The 14444-nt window shown below is 58.6% G+C and carries 12 protein-coding genes and 2 pseudogenes; 10 read left to right on the top strand and 4 right to left on the bottom strand.

The window, feature by feature from the left end; translation table 11 throughout:
• Positions 1 to 11: 11 nt before the first annotated feature.
• From eccCa to DCC27_RS06800, 4 genes are all read right to left on the bottom strand, one after another.
• Positions 12 to 4265, bottom strand: coding sequence for a type VII secretion protein EccCa (eccCa, locus tag DCC27_RS06815; protein ID WP_246840060.1), 4254 nt, complete (start codon positions 4263 to 4265; stop codon positions 12 to 14).
• Positions 4262 to 5197 (bottom strand): hypothetical protein, encoded by a 936-nt coding sequence (locus DCC27_RS06810; protein ID WP_110110962.1) that lies wholly within the window; start codon positions 5195 to 5197, stop codon positions 4262 to 4264. Before DCC27_RS06810 ends, eccCa begins: the two co-directional genes overlap by 4 nt.
• Before the next feature lie 63 nt (positions 5198 to 5260).
• A complete protein-coding gene (locus DCC27_RS06805) occupies positions 5261 to 6568 on the bottom strand; it encodes an EsaB/YukD family protein (RefSeq protein ID WP_168186094.1) in 1308 nt (435 codons plus the stop codon).
• Positions 6565 to 6846 (bottom strand): hypothetical protein, encoded by a 282-nt coding sequence (locus DCC27_RS06800; protein WP_210403458.1) that lies wholly within the window; start codon positions 6844 to 6846, stop codon positions 6565 to 6567. The genes DCC27_RS06805 and DCC27_RS06800 overlap by 4 nt, the downstream gene beginning before the upstream one ends.
• Positions 6847 to 7326: 480 nt before the next feature.
• On the opposite strand from DCC27_RS06800, the gene DCC27_RS06795 reads away from it, so the two are divergent.
• From DCC27_RS06795 to DCC27_RS06750, 10 genes and pseudogenes are all read left to right on the top strand, one after another.
• Positions 7327 to 7662: a hypothetical protein gene (locus DCC27_RS06795; RefSeq protein WP_110099380.1), complete on the top strand. Its 336-nt coding sequence runs from the start codon at positions 7327 to 7329 to the stop codon at positions 7660 to 7662.
• 73 nt (positions 7663 to 7735) lie between these two features.
• A complete protein-coding gene (locus DCC27_RS06790; RefSeq protein ID WP_110099379.1) occupies positions 7736 to 8044 on the top strand; it encodes a pore-forming ESAT-6 family protein in 309 nt (102 codons plus the stop codon).
• A gap of 181 nt (positions 8045 to 8225) precedes the next feature.
• Entirely contained in the window at positions 8226 to 8564 is a 339-nt protein-coding gene (locus DCC27_RS06785; RefSeq protein WP_110099378.1) for a DUF6507 family protein, read from the top strand.
• A 26-nt stretch (positions 8565 to 8590) separates the two neighbouring features.
• The gene (locus DCC27_RS06780; protein ID WP_110110964.1) at positions 8591 to 9835 is read left to right on the top strand and encodes a hypothetical protein; all 1245 of its coding nucleotides are present in this window, start codon (positions 8591 to 8593) and stop codon (positions 9833 to 9835) included.
• Positions 9836 to 9907: 72 nt separating this feature from the next.
• Complete coding sequence (locus DCC27_RS06775; RefSeq protein ID WP_110110965.1) at positions 9908 to 10423, top strand: hypothetical protein; 516 nt, start codon at positions 9908 to 9910, stop codon at positions 10421 to 10423.
• The gene (locus tag DCC27_RS06770; protein ID WP_110110966.1) at positions 10420 to 11214 is read left to right on the top strand and encodes a hypothetical protein; all 795 of its coding nucleotides are present in this window, start codon (positions 10420 to 10422) and stop codon (positions 11212 to 11214) included. The genes DCC27_RS06775 and DCC27_RS06770 overlap by 4 nt, the downstream gene beginning before the upstream one ends.
• Positions 11215 to 11261: 47 nt before the next feature.
• Positions 11262 to 11654 (top strand): hypothetical protein, encoded by a 393-nt coding sequence (locus tag DCC27_RS06765; RefSeq protein ID WP_110110967.1) that lies wholly within the window; start codon positions 11262 to 11264, stop codon positions 11652 to 11654.
• Positions 11655 to 12041: 387 nt separating this feature from the next.
• Positions 12042 to 13028, top strand: a pseudogene (locus DCC27_RS06760) (IS256 family transposase); the annotation flags it as partial.
• 60 nt (positions 13029 to 13088) lie between these two features.
• Positions 13089 to 13313: pseudogene (locus DCC27_RS12495) on the top strand (helix-turn-helix domain-containing protein); the annotation flags it as partial.
• A 146-nt stretch (positions 13314 to 13459) separates the two neighbouring features.
• The gene (locus tag DCC27_RS06750; protein ID WP_246840059.1) at positions 13460 to 14356 is read left to right on the top strand and encodes an integrase core domain-containing protein; all 897 of its coding nucleotides are present in this window, start codon (positions 13460 to 13462) and stop codon (positions 14354 to 14356) included.
• Positions 14357 to 14444: the final 88 nt, after the last annotated feature.

The following is a 14444-nucleotide window of genomic DNA, read 5'->3' as shown; positions in this document are numbered from 1 at the left end:
GTGAGTCCCGGCTAACCGCGCTGGGCGATATCGGAGGGGGCTGCCAACTGAATGGTGCGCGGTTGCAGATCATCACCGATGATCATCCCGCGCCCGACCGGGAATTTCCGCGGCCTGTTGCGACCGATCAGCCGGCCCTCATCCGGATCCCCATCCAGCATGATCGTGGTGGCACCGGTCTCGCGCACACTGGTGATAAACGGCTCGAACATCGCCCGGGAGACACCCCGGATTCGGCGCGCCATCAGCACGTGGAAGTTGATATCCACGCCCATGGGCACGAAAGGCACAAACGGTGTCAGCGGAGAAACCCCGCCGGCTGCCAGCACATCGTAGTCATCAACCAGCAATACGATCTGGTTCTCACTCGAGGGCTGGAAGGCCCCGGGCGTGGGGTCCTGCGGGACCCGGTTGGTCAGCTCCTTGACCACCGCCTCCGAGAGCTGGGTGGCCAGTGATGCCGAGGTGGCATAACCGCCCATATACGGCTCCGGGATTACCTCGTGCAATTCCCGGCGCGGGTCGCAGACCGCGAAGACGAGTTCCTCACTGGTGTACTGGGACATCAGCTCCTGGGCCAGCGCGATCAGCGTGGAGGTCTTGCCGGAATCGTTATCGCCCATCATCAACAAGTGCGGGCTAGACCCGGTGAGATCCAGATACCGAGTTGAGGAATCCCGCTCCATCATGCCCAAGCGCAGGGTGCCCGGCGTGGTGGGTGCGACGAGCTCATCCTGGCGGATCAGGTGCGGTAGCAACCGGACCGTATGCGGTGAGGAGACCGGGTTCTTCTGGGTGATTTGAGTAATCGTGACCGACAGCCCCTGACCCAGGGTGGCCGGATCGGGGTTGGCATCCAGGCGGGGTAGTGCGATTTGACCGATCAGCCCATCGGTGTGGAACCCGCGGCCCGGTTTATCACCGGGGATATTCTTGGCGATCTTTGAACCGTGGACAGAATCGGCCGGTTCGGAGAGTTTCAGTTCCAACCGGGTCCCGAAGAAGGACTGCTGGGCTAGCCGGATTTCATTCCAGCGGGTCGCGGTGGCGATCACGTGGATACCGAATCCGCCACCGCGGGTCAGGATGGAGTAGACCGCGTCCTGGAGTTCATCGAACTCCTCGAGCAGCCCACCCCAGCCATCAACGATCAACACCACATCGCGGACATCAATATTGGGCAGTTGCCCGTCGTCGAAGAGCTGACGCATGGTGGCCAGCGAGTCGATTTCGCGCTCTTCAAAAATCTGCTCGCGTTCAGTGAGTAGATCGGCCACCTCTTCGACTGTACGGCGTAGCCGTTCGCGCCGGGTGCGCCCAGCGACCCCGGCCACGTGCGGTAGCTCCGAGATGCCCAGCAGACCGGTGCCCTTCAGGTCCAAGCCGAAGATGCTGACCTGGCGGGGGTCGTAGTTATCGGACAGCGATAGGGCCAGGGTTTTCAACGCGGTGGACTTACCCGAGGAGGGTCCGCCCAGGATCACCACGTGCCCGCCCGCGCGGGTCAGGTCCAGCTGCCAGGGCCCCTGCCACTGGTGGGCCGGATCATCGAGCAGACCCAGGGTCGCGGTCAGCGGTCCCGGCGCCGAGGAATCATGGCGGTGGGTGCCACGCCCCGCAGTGGGGGTCTCGGCCAGGGCGGCAGTGGAGACCCCGGGGGCCTTGGTGCGCCCGGTGGAGGCCACCGCGACATCCAAACTCACCGAATCCGGTAGCGGGGCCAGCCAGATCGGGTCGGTGACCCGCGGTTTGGAGCGCATGAGCTCCACCGCGGTGCCCAACACCGTGGGGCCCTGGGTTTCAGGTTCTAGCCCGCCACCGGGGACCAGCTCTTGTTCGCCACAGCCTTCGTCTCCCTCGGCTTCGGCCAGTTCGTGCTGGTGCTCGGCCTCCAGCTCCTCGGCCCGGACCCGGGCAATATCGTCGAGCAGCTCACTGGCGTAGTAGAACTCGGGTATCGCACCGGGGTGGTCGGTGACCGGAACCGAGTCGTCCGTGGTTTCGGCTGCCATCGGTCCGGAGACGAAACCGGCCCGGAACCGGGTATAGACGGTGGTATCGACCTTGAGATAACCGTAGCCGGGTAGTGGCGGCAGGTGGAAGGCATCGGGGGTCTCCAACACCGTGCGGGATTCGGCCTCCGAGAGGGTTCGCAAGCCCAGCCGGTAGGACAAATAGGTATCCAGCCCGCGGATCTTCCCGCCTTCCAGGCGCTGGGAGCTCAGTAGCAGGTGCACCCCGATCGAGCGCCCAATACGGCCGATGGACATGAACAGTTCGATAAAGTCTGGCCGGGCCGAGAGTAACTCGCCGAACTCATCGATCACCAAAAATAGGTGCGGTAGCGGGGGCATGGCCTCACCCTCAGGCGTATCGGCCAACCGGTGGCGTAATTGCTGGTACTCGGTGATCGAGGACAAGTTGCCGGCCTGGCTGAGTAGCTCCTGGCGGCGTAGGATCTCGCCCTGCAGTGAGGAATAGATGCGATCCACCAGCGAGACATCATCGGCCAGATTGGTGACAATACCAGAGACGTGAGGGATCCCGGCAAAGGGCGCGAAGGTCGCACCACCCTTATAGTCGACCAGCACCAGGTTCAGCATATCGGGCGGGTGGGTCAGCGCTAGCGAGAGCACCAGGGTACGCAAGAGTTCAGACTTACCCGAGCCGGTGGCCCCAACACACAGCCCGTGCGGGCCCATACCGTTATGGGCGGACTCTTTGATATCCAGCAACACCGGGTCCCCGGCATCATCCAGGCCGATCGGGACTTTGAGAAAGTCCGGGCCCATCCGGGGCTGCCAGGCCCGCTCCAGGGCCTGATCGGTCATTTCGGTCATCTCCAAGAGCTTGGTAAAGGACTGGGCCTGATCATTTTCCGTGTGCTCCAGCGAGTCATGATCTAGCCGCATCGGGGCGACCATCCGAGAGATCCCGGCGGCCAGTGCCGGACCGGAATCATCCAGTGCGCCCAAGAAGGTCTGTGGGGTTCCAGCGCCGGCCAGACCGAAATTTTCGATCCGGGTTTGGGTTTCCCCGATATTTCCGGTGGCCTTGATGCGGGCTGAGATCTCCCCGGGCTCATCCAGCTGTTCGGCAACCGCGTGAATCACGGTGACACCCAGCTGGTGGCTGGTCTCGGTACCCGGGACCGAGAAATTCTCTACCGAGCGGGACCGGGTCAGATCGATAATGATCAACCGGGGAACCGCGGTCTGCAGAATCTTGGCGTGGATGGTATTGCGGCGCGATTCGGCCGAGGACTGATACCGGTGGGCCAGATCCTGTTTGAGTAGCTTGGCTAGCTCCGGCATGCTCGGGGCCAGCCGGGGCAGCGGGCCACGTTGGGTGGGCTGACGCTGATCCAGAATATGGGGAACCCGGCGCAGCCAAGACCATTCGGCCTGAGCATGCCGGGGTACCGCGACCGCTAAGTGCACGTCTTCGGGAGAGTGCAGGCTGATCAGCTGCAGGATGATATTCCGGATCGCCGTCGAGCAGAAAAGCGAGGATCCGATCACCGAAACCGTGTGCTGTTGGGCAAGATTCAGCGTCAGTGGCAATTCCGGGGTGGTGGCGAATCGGTCCTGGAGCACCTGCAGTTGTTCGGTCAGGTGCGGGTCGGTTTGCTGGGAGTAGTCCTCTTCGCCCTGCAGGCGGATCGGGGACCCGGCGCCATCGCCGACACCGAGACGAATGTCGAGAAAGTCGGAGTGATGCCGGCGACGTTCCCAGGCACGCCAGGGCGTGGCCAGATACTCGATCAGGGCATCCGGCGGCGGATTGACGTCGGCAAGTTCTTGGCGGCGCTGATTTTCTTTGGCGGTTAACTCATCACGGACGCTCTCCAAGTATTCCAGATAGGAATTCCTGGCGCGCTGGCGCTTGCGGGTTGCCTTACCGGATTGGGACATCATCATCACGATCGCCCCGATCACCGTCACCACCATCATGATCGCCCCGACGGCGGCGAACGGGGAATTGCGTAGCAACATCATCACCGACATGGCCGCGGCAATACCGATCAGCGGGATCAGCCCGATAAAGCCCATTCCGGCTGCACCAGTATCCTCGATCATCGGGGGTTTATTGACGTTATGCGGTTCCGGTTCGCTGACCGGAACCGTGGAGCGGGCCGGACGGTGAAAGAGCCCGCCGGTGTCGATCCGGCTATCGGTCAGGGCGGTGGCCTCGTGAATGGGGGTGGCCGATTCTTCTGCCTGTGGTTCTGGGGTCGCGGTTTTGGTCGTTGCTCGTAGGCTCACAGTTCTCCGTCCGTGGCAATTTTCAGGGCGCGGCCGGCAATCGAGGCCACCTGGAGGCGCGCCTTCTCGGATAACAGTGATAGTTTTACCGGGGCTCCGGCGGCCAGGTGGAGGTCGTAGCGCAATGTCAACAGCGAACGCCGTCGGGTGGCCGCGAAATGGTCCTCTAAGCGTGAGTGGCGCGCCATCTTCCAGAAATCGCGCCGGGTGGCCCGGCTGGTTCGGTAGCTATCGACAAGCAACGGCATCATCGCCAGCTCCGGGTAGGCAGCGGCGACCCGGGTGCAGAATTTCTCAGTGGCTTCCACGGCAGCCGGATAACACGGCACCGGAATGATCAGCTCGTGTAGCCCGTGGTGCAGTGGCTCGAGCAGGTCCAGGCGTGGTGGCAGGTCGAAGAGTGTCACCGCAGCGTTCTGGGCGTAGTACTGGAAGGCATCGTTGATGCACTCGCGATCCAGATCATCGGGGTGGGTGGCGAACTCGCTGACCACAGTGAGGTTCTCGGCCGGATCCGGGTCGATCCGTCGTTGCAGGCCGGCCTCAGCGGATAACGGGTGGTTGAGCTCAACGGCATAGATCGGCTCGGTACGAATCGAGACAAATTGGCGTGCCATCAAGGCCACCAGGGTGCTCACCCCAGCCCCGCCCACCGGCGACATCACCGCGATCCGGCGCCCCGAGGTCACCGGGGCCTGGCACATCTCCAGGGCGTCCTCGAGCTGTTCCGGGAAGGGATCGGAGGCGAACAGGTATTTCACCGCTCGCCAGCCACGTAGCACCAGGCTATCGCCGCGACGCGCCGGCAACTCCGGGGAGGAGGGCGCGGATTGTTGGTGGCGACGTTGGCTACGCGGAGTTTCGGGTAGCGGGTTCTGCTGTTGGGGTGGGGGAGTGGAATTGAGGCGAGAAACATTTCCGTGAGAGTTCATCTCGGTAAGTCCTCTCAAATTTGGGACATGATGTGGTGGTCACCGGCGGGAGTCAATGACCGGCTAGAACGCATTGACCAGTTGGCCGTAAATACCGAAGGTTCCGATCAACAGCGGGAAGATCGTGATGGCCAACAGCATCTCTGCCCGGCGGGCGGCAATCCGCAGCCAGGCGGCGATATGCGGTGGCAACTGAAGCAGCCGCACGGCCACAACGATCACGATGGTGGCGATCAACAGCACCATGGTCAGCCAGCCGGGCACGTCGTTACGGAACAGCCAGGCGTAGTAGACCAAGCCCAGTAAGAGGGTCGCGATCATGGCGGTACGTTCAATCACCTGCGGCATGGTGCGCGCTCGCAGTCCGATCAGTGCCAAGAGCACCAGACCCAATCCGATGGCCCAGCCATTATCCCGTAGCTCACGGAGGAGATACAGCCCAGTCACAAAGGACAGGCAGCATACCAGTACCGCGGTGGAGAGACCTTCGTGGGCCTGGCTGACCGCCCGGGAGATGCGGACTCGCTGGGGTCGCTCACCGGCGGCTAGGTGATCGTCGATGCTGGTGAGCCCGGAGAGGATCAGGGCGAAGCGTGGCAAGATCCCGATGATAATCACGGTTGCGGTGGCCAAAGACATGCCCCGGTAGCCCAGATCATCGATCCAGGTGATTCCAGCCCACCACAGTAGTCCGAAGAACACCATGGAGGTCACCGCGATCACGATGGTGTGCATCGCTCGATGCGTAATGGCTAGACAGAGCACTAGCAGTCCGAACCATAGGCAGGATTCAAACCACGCCGAGGTGATCCCGTCGCGGTAGTTCCACTGGGTGAGCGCGAAGATCAGTGCTGAGGGGATGACCAGTTCCAGGTCGCACTTGACCAGTTCCTGCCCCAGGCCGGCCATCAGAGCGAGGAGGCCGGCGGAGATACCTAGTCCGATATTGCGGGCCAGATCGGGCTCAAGCTGACCTTGTAGGCCGGTCACGAGCACGGTGAGCAGCATCGTGAGCAGAGCAATCGTGGTCAGCCGGCCTCGGCGAATGGTCCACGTGGCGGCGGAATCGGAGGTGAGTTGCCCGGTGGTATCGGCCAGGTCGTAGACGATGGGGGCATGAATGGCGTGATCTCGACGATCCAGCCGAATTTGTGCGCCATCAACAATCGAGGCGTCACTCAGGGTCTGAGAGGTCGATAAGGAGCGACCACCAACCGGAGTCAAGGTCAGTTCGCGGGGGTTCGGCGGAGATTGTGGGTGGGTCAGCTTGAGAACTTCGGGCATCAGCTCACCGACTGGAACGGACTCCGGAAGCATCAGCTCGACATTGCGCTGGTCAGATAAGACAGTAAGGCGTAAGTATTTGCTCATGACTCGACGTGCATTCCATCCTGATCGATCATCATCACCACTACCGCACCGTGAGGATTCAGTCGTTGCCGCTCTTGTTGTTGAAACAGATGCATGATGAAGGAATATCCCACGCATCCTGCGCAAATCAGAGCGGCCACCACGAGGCTAATAATGGCGTGTTTGATTCCGTTGTTGTACTTTCTATTGCGGCGTTCGCGGCCAAAAAGAAAAGCCATCGTTAGTCGCTGGCGACGAACCGAGAGAGACTCTAGGAGTTGTTCGTCATGATCGAGCATCAACTAGTCCTGTACTTCTGTCATGGGGGCAAAGTTGTCCCAGGTGGGCACACTTCATTTTTGACGGTTTAGTCGGAAAAATCAATATAACCCCAAGCCGTGCCAGGTATTTCAAATCTGCAAACGAAAATAAATCCCCTCGGAGTGGACAAGTGTTTCTCTCCGATGAATAAAGGGTTAAATCTGAGTAACCTGCGTTTGGGTGGTCGTTACTCTCCCAGGTCAGTGCAAAGTTATTCAGAATCACGACAATCTCGCTACGTCCCCATGCTCATGCGGAAGCAGCGTCTCGATCCGTCGCTGACTTCGGAATACTCAGGAAATTATCAGGGATGAACGGTGGATTCTGGCGGGGCGTATCTGCAATAGTTGCATCTGTACCCGGAAAGTTCGGTCGACAATGTGAAGACAGTCCGTGAATTATTAAATTTTTAGACTTTCGATGTATTGCGTCGTAGAGAAGATCAAAGGAGAGTTATCGTGAAATTCGATATGGGCTCAAGCACCCTGTCCACCTTGAACCAACAGACCTCCGGTTCCAATGATGATCTGGGCGGACTGGTCCGTCAGCTTGTTGATGCCGTGACTCCGCTGGAAGGTAAGTTCAACGGTCAAGGTCGCGCTCGGTTTGACGAGTTCAAGGCTCGCACCGATGAGGTAGCTGATGACCTGAACTCCTCGTTGGCCCGCATCGTCCAGGGGCAGTCCGAGATGGATACTGCCACCGTGACCGGTGACCAGGAGACCGCAGACAACGCCAGCCAGAGCCAGAGCAAGGCCAACTTCGAAGGCGCCCGGTTCTCCTCCAGCCGCTAACCTCCTCCCGGTGCCTGTCAGGTCACTGCTGAGAGATAACCCAGACTTTTCTACTTCACAGGAGTAATTCATCATGGCAACTATGGATCGTATTTCCTACGACACCGACGTCTCCGCAAACGTTCAGTCCGATATCCACGGCATTGTCGGCCGTTTGGAAAACCTGATGAGCCAGCGAGACCAACAGGTCGCTCAGGCTATGTCTGATTTCCAGATGGATGGCGTTGACGCCGAGTACCAGCATGTGGAGACCCGGTGGCGCAATGCCTCCAACGAGGTCAAAGCTATTATCGCTCTGGTTCGTGAGACCCTGTCCACCAACGATCAGACGGCCACCACGACCCAGTCGCGGACTCGTCAGGCCGTGTCCAACATCGGGTAGTCGTTACCGACGTTCCTTGCTTATGGGCGGGCGCATTTCCTTCGGCGATGGCGTCCGCCCGTTTGCGAGACAAGGATTCTTTTGTACCCCGTCGCCTCTACAACTGTGCTGTGAGTTTTGGCGAGGATGACTGACTACTACTTCTTGTATTTCAAAGCCCCAGAAAGTCGCGAGATCTAAGATGTTCTACGAAATTCACCCCGAAGCAGCCCGGTCCACCATTTCGCAAACGAGTAGCAAAATACCTGAAATCGAGTCCGCTAACGATTCTCTGGAATCTCAGGCATCGTCCTTGGGAGGCCAGCTTTCCTACAGTCCGCAGACCTCGGGCGCATTGAACGGCGACGTCAGCCAGGCGTTCCAGTCCGCTGGAGAAGCGTTGGTCTCAATGCTCCAAAACAATATTTCCGCCACCACGGAAGCCGTCAATGAGTATGGCAACGGTGATCAAGCTATGTGCGTGGCTGCTGATGGGGCACTGCAACAGGTCAACGTTACTGATATGCCAGGTGTTCGGTAAGAGGTATTGACCAGAGAGGAATTGAGATGGCTTTTGATGTCCCGGAGGTGGACAGTCCGTCGGTCGTGAGCTCTGGTGCCCAGGAGATTAGGACTGCTGGGGAGAAGATCGACCAGAAGATGAAAGATGCTTCCAGCGCTTGGCAACCGATTCGTGGCCAATATCGTGCGCCTGAAGCAAGCCAAGTGTATCGCGCAATGAGGACACCTGAAGAGATGGCGACAGAATTGATGTCTGCCGCGGATAAAGTTGGCACTGAGTTGGACCAATACTCTTCTGAACTGGCGGTGTTGAAACAACGTAGAGAAGCCCTTTTAGGGGAAATTGGCGCTTACCAGGCGGCGAACGTGGCGGCTGATCTTAGCGATCCTGCAGTCCTGGAGTATTTCAAGCGGTGGGAAGCCGAACTGCATAGGAAGTGTTTTCACCTTAGGGTAGGCGTAGAAAAAGCAGATTCAGAGTGTGCCACCTCGATTCGGTCGGCTGCTCAAGGCGCTGGTGATGGCATTGGTGAAACGTTGTTGAATGCCATTTTCCGCAACAATAATGTCGAGGGAGCCTTGGGCACATTATTTCAGGTTGGTCGACTGGGTGCTGATTCCGTCAAGTACGGCAGTATGGCGTATTTCGTCAGGAACGGTCGTGTTCAACTGCGGCAAGGTTGGGCCCCTCAGCTCTTGCAGAACCTTGCAGGGAGGGGGAAGTTTGGCGAAGGTCTGGCCAGGATCCTGTCCAAATGGGACGCTAGCGCTGTCACGAACAACGGTCAGTTCCTTGCCAAGAACTCGCCAATGAATCCGATGGCACACCCGAAGGGCCCCTTTGAAGCCCTTCAGACGGTGATTGCACGGAGTACCCTCAAGCTTGATGGTAAGAACTCGCGAATCCCCAATGCGGGTCATGGTGGCAAAGGTGGCACGTGGGACAGAGTCGCGAAGGGGTCCAAGATTGCCTCCCGTACCGGGAACGTCTTGTCCTTTGCAACTTCTACAGTGGAGTCTTGGCAGACCGACTCCAGTACACATCCCAATATGGGTACCGGTGAAAAAGGCACACGGGCAGTTGTTTCTGGTGGTTTTACTGCCGCTGGTGGATGGGCCGGTGGCAAGGCCGGTGCGTCAATTGGCGCCGCCGTTGGTTCTTTCGCAGGCCCTGTTGGTACTGTGGTTGGCGGTGTCGCAGGCGGTATTGTCGGCGGTATTGCAGGATCTAAGGCTGGTGGCTGGCTCGGCGACAAGATCAAAGACGGCGTCAGCGCATTATTTAACTGACGTTGTTGAGGCGTTCAAGTTCCGGCGCTATTCAGGGAGCTCGGGAGTAGCGATAAGTTGTAAGGAGATGGAATGCCTAACTCAGGCAAGGCAGGGTCAACGGACAACACAACCTATACCCATCCGGAGATGGTCTTTGAGGTTTTTGCACCTCGCGGGTGGGAAGAGGACCTCTCCGGAGCTGACCGCGGGGTCTTCATCTACCTTTCCGATGAGATCTGGAACCAGCAGTTTCGTCCCAATATCGTTGTCATCCAGCGAGCAGCTGAACCTGGCACCGAATCGTTGGAAGGTTTAGCACGCGCCCAAGAACCTGTTGAAGCTTCATATCCCGAAGCCTTAGCGGATTATCGGCTACTGCATCTGGATGCAGACACCATTGGAGTGCAAGGTCTTCCCGGGTTGCTTCGTGTAGCGTCCTATAAAAACCCCGATGACCTTCCTCTGACGATGTTTCAGTGGGTGGTAGTACAAAATAACGTCCAAGTTGACCTCACCATCACCTACCCGACAGAGATGCTCGGAGAGCGCGCTCAACTGATTTTAGACATGGGGCATGGACTGTTGTGGAAGGAGTTGGCATCATGATTGAGCAACGAAACACCGGCCGGGAAGGCTCCGGTGTAGAACTCAGCGCTGAGACTTTCATGACCCTGCTGGATCAGGGAGTGCCTCACGATGGATCTGAAATTTTCGATGTGAACGAGCGGGTTGTCTTTAGTAGCCAGCACGTCGCTCAGGGCACGGAAGAGATCTGGAATACGGTTCAGACACAGCGCTACAACGTCACAATTTCTTCCACAAATGGTGTCGGAATTGAAGACAATAGGTTTTTGTGGCTGGGGAGAGACGCGTGCGTGACTGCTGAAACCATCCAGGTTCAGTCAGGGTCTGATGCTCCTACCTTTTTATTGCGATCTCATCCACTCTCAAGCCGGTATACCGTGTTGATTGATTTGATGGGACTGGTGGCTATTGCCGATACGAACTTCGTGTCGGTAGATGCTGTCAAGATCCCAGCCAAGACATGGGAAAGTCTGGTAGTCGGTCCAGATGCTGGACGACAACAGCAAATAGCCCAACAACTAGCCCAACGACAAGCCTCAGAGCTGGTCGCCCAAGTATCACCTGACATGGCTGACGATATTCGTCGAGGTTTCTATCAGCAGGTTGTTGTTGTCTCTGAATCGCCTACTGAGCAGGGACCAACGCCGATTGCGACTGCTTGGATGTCGACTCCACACGGTTATCTGTCCTTCTTTTTGCAACCTGGGAGATTTTTTGGAAAAGCGCACTATTTGGAGCCGGTCGACGCCTGGATGTTGTTCATGATGGCTTCTTATCAGCTGCCGAGACAGCGAATGATTTCTACGTGGTAGGCCTGCGGATTGGTCCAGTGACGGTGTCATAAAAGGGACGTGAGCTGGTGGAGATTCTTCTCTGGATAGGTATCCTCGTCGTTACCACGGCGGTATTCATTTTCTATATGTTCCATGTTCGGTTTCAAGAGAACGCGGAATGGTATGACGATTGGCGCGAGCCGGGGAATCTTTGGATTATGCCCTACTGGACTCCGGTGGGGATTTTCGGTGCATTGTTTCAGCTGTACGAACTGTCGGGGTATTGGGGCGGTGTTGTCGTCTTCAATCTGTTGCGGGTTGTCGCAATAATTACCATCCTCATGATTCCGATTGGGCTATTGGGGGTGCTCGGTATCCCCTTACCGTGGCCTTTCGTTCCCCGCTGGGTGGTTGAGCGACGTAAGAAAGATCGTGCTGAAAGGAAGGCGCGTCGTCGGAGGCGAAAAGAAGGCGGATAGCCTAGGCAGTACTGGGAAGGAAGGTCGTTTCTCATGGAGATTTTGCTCTAGATCGGGCTGTTCGTTGTTTCGACCGCGGTGTTTATCTATTTCATGATCTTTGTGCGGTTGCAAGAGAACACCGATTGGTATAGGGACCACCGTGAAATTCCTAACCTGTGGGGTCATCCCGTACTGTTCCCCGTTTCATGGCTATTGCCGTATTGATGTTGCACGAAATCTCGGGATATTGGGGCGGTTTAGTCACGGACTTTGTCGGTACGGCTCTGACTATTGGCTCCTTGGTCATGGCTGTGATCGGTTTGATTGGTGCTGTGGGAGTGCCACTTCCGTGGGTGTCAGGAGTTTTGTGTGTGAGGCTCTGATCCAGAAGGAGTTTCACTGATAATGACTACTGTGTCACCGAAGAAAGGCCATGACCCGAGCAGGGTCAATGAGATCAGCGCGAAGCTGATGGAAAACCCGGAAATCGCCGAACTGATCGGCGAGCTGTCGACCTCCGTCGACGATGCCAGCGACCTGGTCAAGGGTCTTCTGCAGGCGTCGATCAATGCGGGTCTGCAGGCGGAGATGGACGCCCCTTTTGGGGTACGGACACTCAGATCGTGTGGCGAAAGCCCAGGTATGCCCCTGAAATGGTGGCAATCACCGCAACGGGTCGTACACGAAGACCGTCCGCTCGGGCTACGGCACGGTGGACATCATAGTGCCTCGGGATAGGGCGGGAACGTTTCACCCGGTCATGGTGCCTAAAGGGGCACGCCGACTGACAGAGCTCGATGACATGATCGTCTCGCTCTACGCCGGCGGCATGACGGTACGCGATATCCAGCACCACCTGTCTACCACCCTGGCGGTGGACATCAGCCCGGATACCATCAGTACCATCACCGATGCGGTCCTCGATGAGGTGATGGTGTGGCAAAACCGTCAGCTCGACGAGTTCTACCCGATCATTTTCCTTAGACGCGCTGCGGGTCACAATCCGCGACGGCCACCGTGTGGTCAATAAAGCCTGCTACATGGCTGTTGGCATCGACATCGACGGGACCAAACACATCCTGGGACTATGGATTGCCGATAACGAGGGTGCCGCATTCTGGGCATCTGTGTGCGCGGACCTGGCGAACCGTGGTGTCAATGACGTGTTCATCGTCTGCTGCGACGGGCTCAAAGGCCTGCCCGAAGCTGTGGAAGCGACCTGGCCGAACTCGATGGTACAAACCTGCATCGTGCACCTGATCCGGGCTGCCAACAGGTGGGTGTCCTACCAGGACCTTAAAACCTGTATCCAGCGCACTGCGGCAGGTCTACACCGCACCGAATCAGGACGCCGCTTGCGCCGCACTCGATGCCTTCGAAGCCTCGGAACTGGTGTCGCGCGTCATACTTTATGGCAGGGCTGTTAGTTGAGTCCTGAATGGAGTGTTTGATATGGGAAAGCCACCACAGATTCCAGTGGAGAAGAAGACCAGGATCGTGCTCAGCGTCCTGGCCGGTGAAGTGACGATCGCAGAAGCTGCTCGGCGTGAGAAGATCAGTGAGCAGTCGATCGGCCGGTGGAAGTCAGACTTCCTCGAGGCCGGGAAGACAGGCTTGGCAGCTGGCAGATCCGGTCCCTCGACAAGGGAATCTCAACTCGAGGCTGAGGTCGAGGATCTGACACAGGCTCTCGGGGAAGCTGCGGTCGAGATCCGAGTGTGGAAGAAGTCTGCTGAGGGCCGATTGGGCCTCATCGTGAGACCTCGAGGTGATCCGCACCGAGGCGGGCATGCCGATCCTGGAGGTTCTGCAAACTCACCGGTGTGCCCGAACGGTCCTATCGCCGCTGGCAGGCCAAAGCGAAGCAGGCCCAGCCACCGAAGGGTCCGTGGCCGCAGCCGGCACGTGAAGCAGCCCGAGCGATTGTGGTCAAGCATGCGCTGGCGCATCCGGCGTGGGGACACCGGAAGATCTGGGCAATGACCCGTCATGACGGGCACCGGGTCTCGCAGGCCACAGTGCTGCGTACTCTGCGCGATGAGGGACTGATCCTGCCGGCTGAGTACCAGAAGCAGCGCCGGGAACTCGCGAAGGAGCGCAAGGCGGCCTTCGCGGTGACCCCGACGGGCCCGAATCAGGTCTGGCAGTTGGACTTTAGCGAGTTCGAGACCACCTCCGGTGGTACCTGGCGGATCGCTGGGTGCAGGGACTGGTATTCCAAGCTCGAGCACCGGTTCCACACCTCACCGACTGCGAACCAGCATGATGCGATCGCTGCGGTCGAGCTCGCGCTGGAGGATTACAAGACCATGTTCGGCCACCCGCTCATTGACGCCTGTCCCGTTGACGAGGACACCGGTGAGCTGCTGCCAGCAGTGACCATTGTGACCGATAACGGCGGACCGTTCCGGTCGCTGAACTTCGAGCTGTTCATCACCAGCCACCCCGAACTGCGGCACGTGCGCACCCGAGTGAAGTCCCCAGGACAAAACGGGTCCCGCGAACGCGGGTTCGGGACCCTGAAGTACGAGCGTCTGTTCCTCGATGAGATCCCCGATGCCCTGGAGCTGATCGAACGTGCCGAGGACTACCGAGACGAGTACAACACCATCCGGCCCCACGAGGCCATCGCGTTCAACCGACCTAAGGAGGTGCACCTGGGACTAGCCGACCCCACCGTCCCCACCTTTGAAAGAGAAGAAATCCTGCCAAAAACTTGACGCGGGACAACCGTGGCGCTTGAACCAGACTCGACGCGTTGTCACGCCGACGGAACCGTAGCCACCAGTGCTGGTCGGTCCCGCCAGA

Origin of the sequence: Auritidibacter sp. NML130574 (assembly GCF_003185725.2) — a bacterium.
Classification (GTDB): domain Bacteria; phylum Actinomycetota; class Actinomycetes; order Actinomycetales; family Micrococcaceae; genus Auritidibacter; species Auritidibacter ignavus.
Note: the sequence above shows the minus strand (reverse complement) of the source record. Positions and strands in the feature narration are given on the sequence as shown.

Excerpts from the sequence above, each read along its gene's own strand:
- DCC27_RS06810 (WP_110110962.1), bottom strand. The coding sequence starts at position 5,197 with ATGAACTCTCACGGAAATGTTTCTCGCCTCAATTCCACTCCCCCACCC.
- DCC27_RS06790 (WP_110099379.1), top strand. The coding sequence starts at position 7,736 with ATGGCAACTATGGATCGTATTTCCTACGACACCGACGTCTCCGCAAAC.
- DCC27_RS06775 (WP_110110965.1), top strand. The coding sequence starts at position 9,908 with ATGCCTAACTCAGGCAAGGCAGGGTCAACGGACAACACAACCTATACC.
- DCC27_RS06805 (WP_168186094.1), bottom strand. The coding sequence starts at position 6,568 with ATGAGCAAATACTTACGCCTTACTGTCTTATCTGACCAGCGCAATGTC.
- DCC27_RS06780 (WP_110110964.1), top strand. The coding sequence starts at position 8,591 with ATGGCTTTTGATGTCCCGGAGGTGGACAGTCCGTCGGTCGTGAGCTCT.
- DCC27_RS06800 (WP_210403458.1), bottom strand. The coding sequence starts at position 6,846 with ATGCTCGATCATGACGAACAACTCCTAGAGTCTCTCTCGGTTCGTCGC.
- DCC27_RS06770 (WP_110110966.1), top strand. The coding sequence starts at position 10,420 with ATGATTGAGCAACGAAACACCGGCCGGGAAGGCTCCGGTGTAGAACTC.
- DCC27_RS06785 (WP_110099378.1), top strand. The coding sequence starts at position 8,226 with ATGTTCTACGAAATTCACCCCGAAGCAGCCCGGTCCACCATTTCGCAA.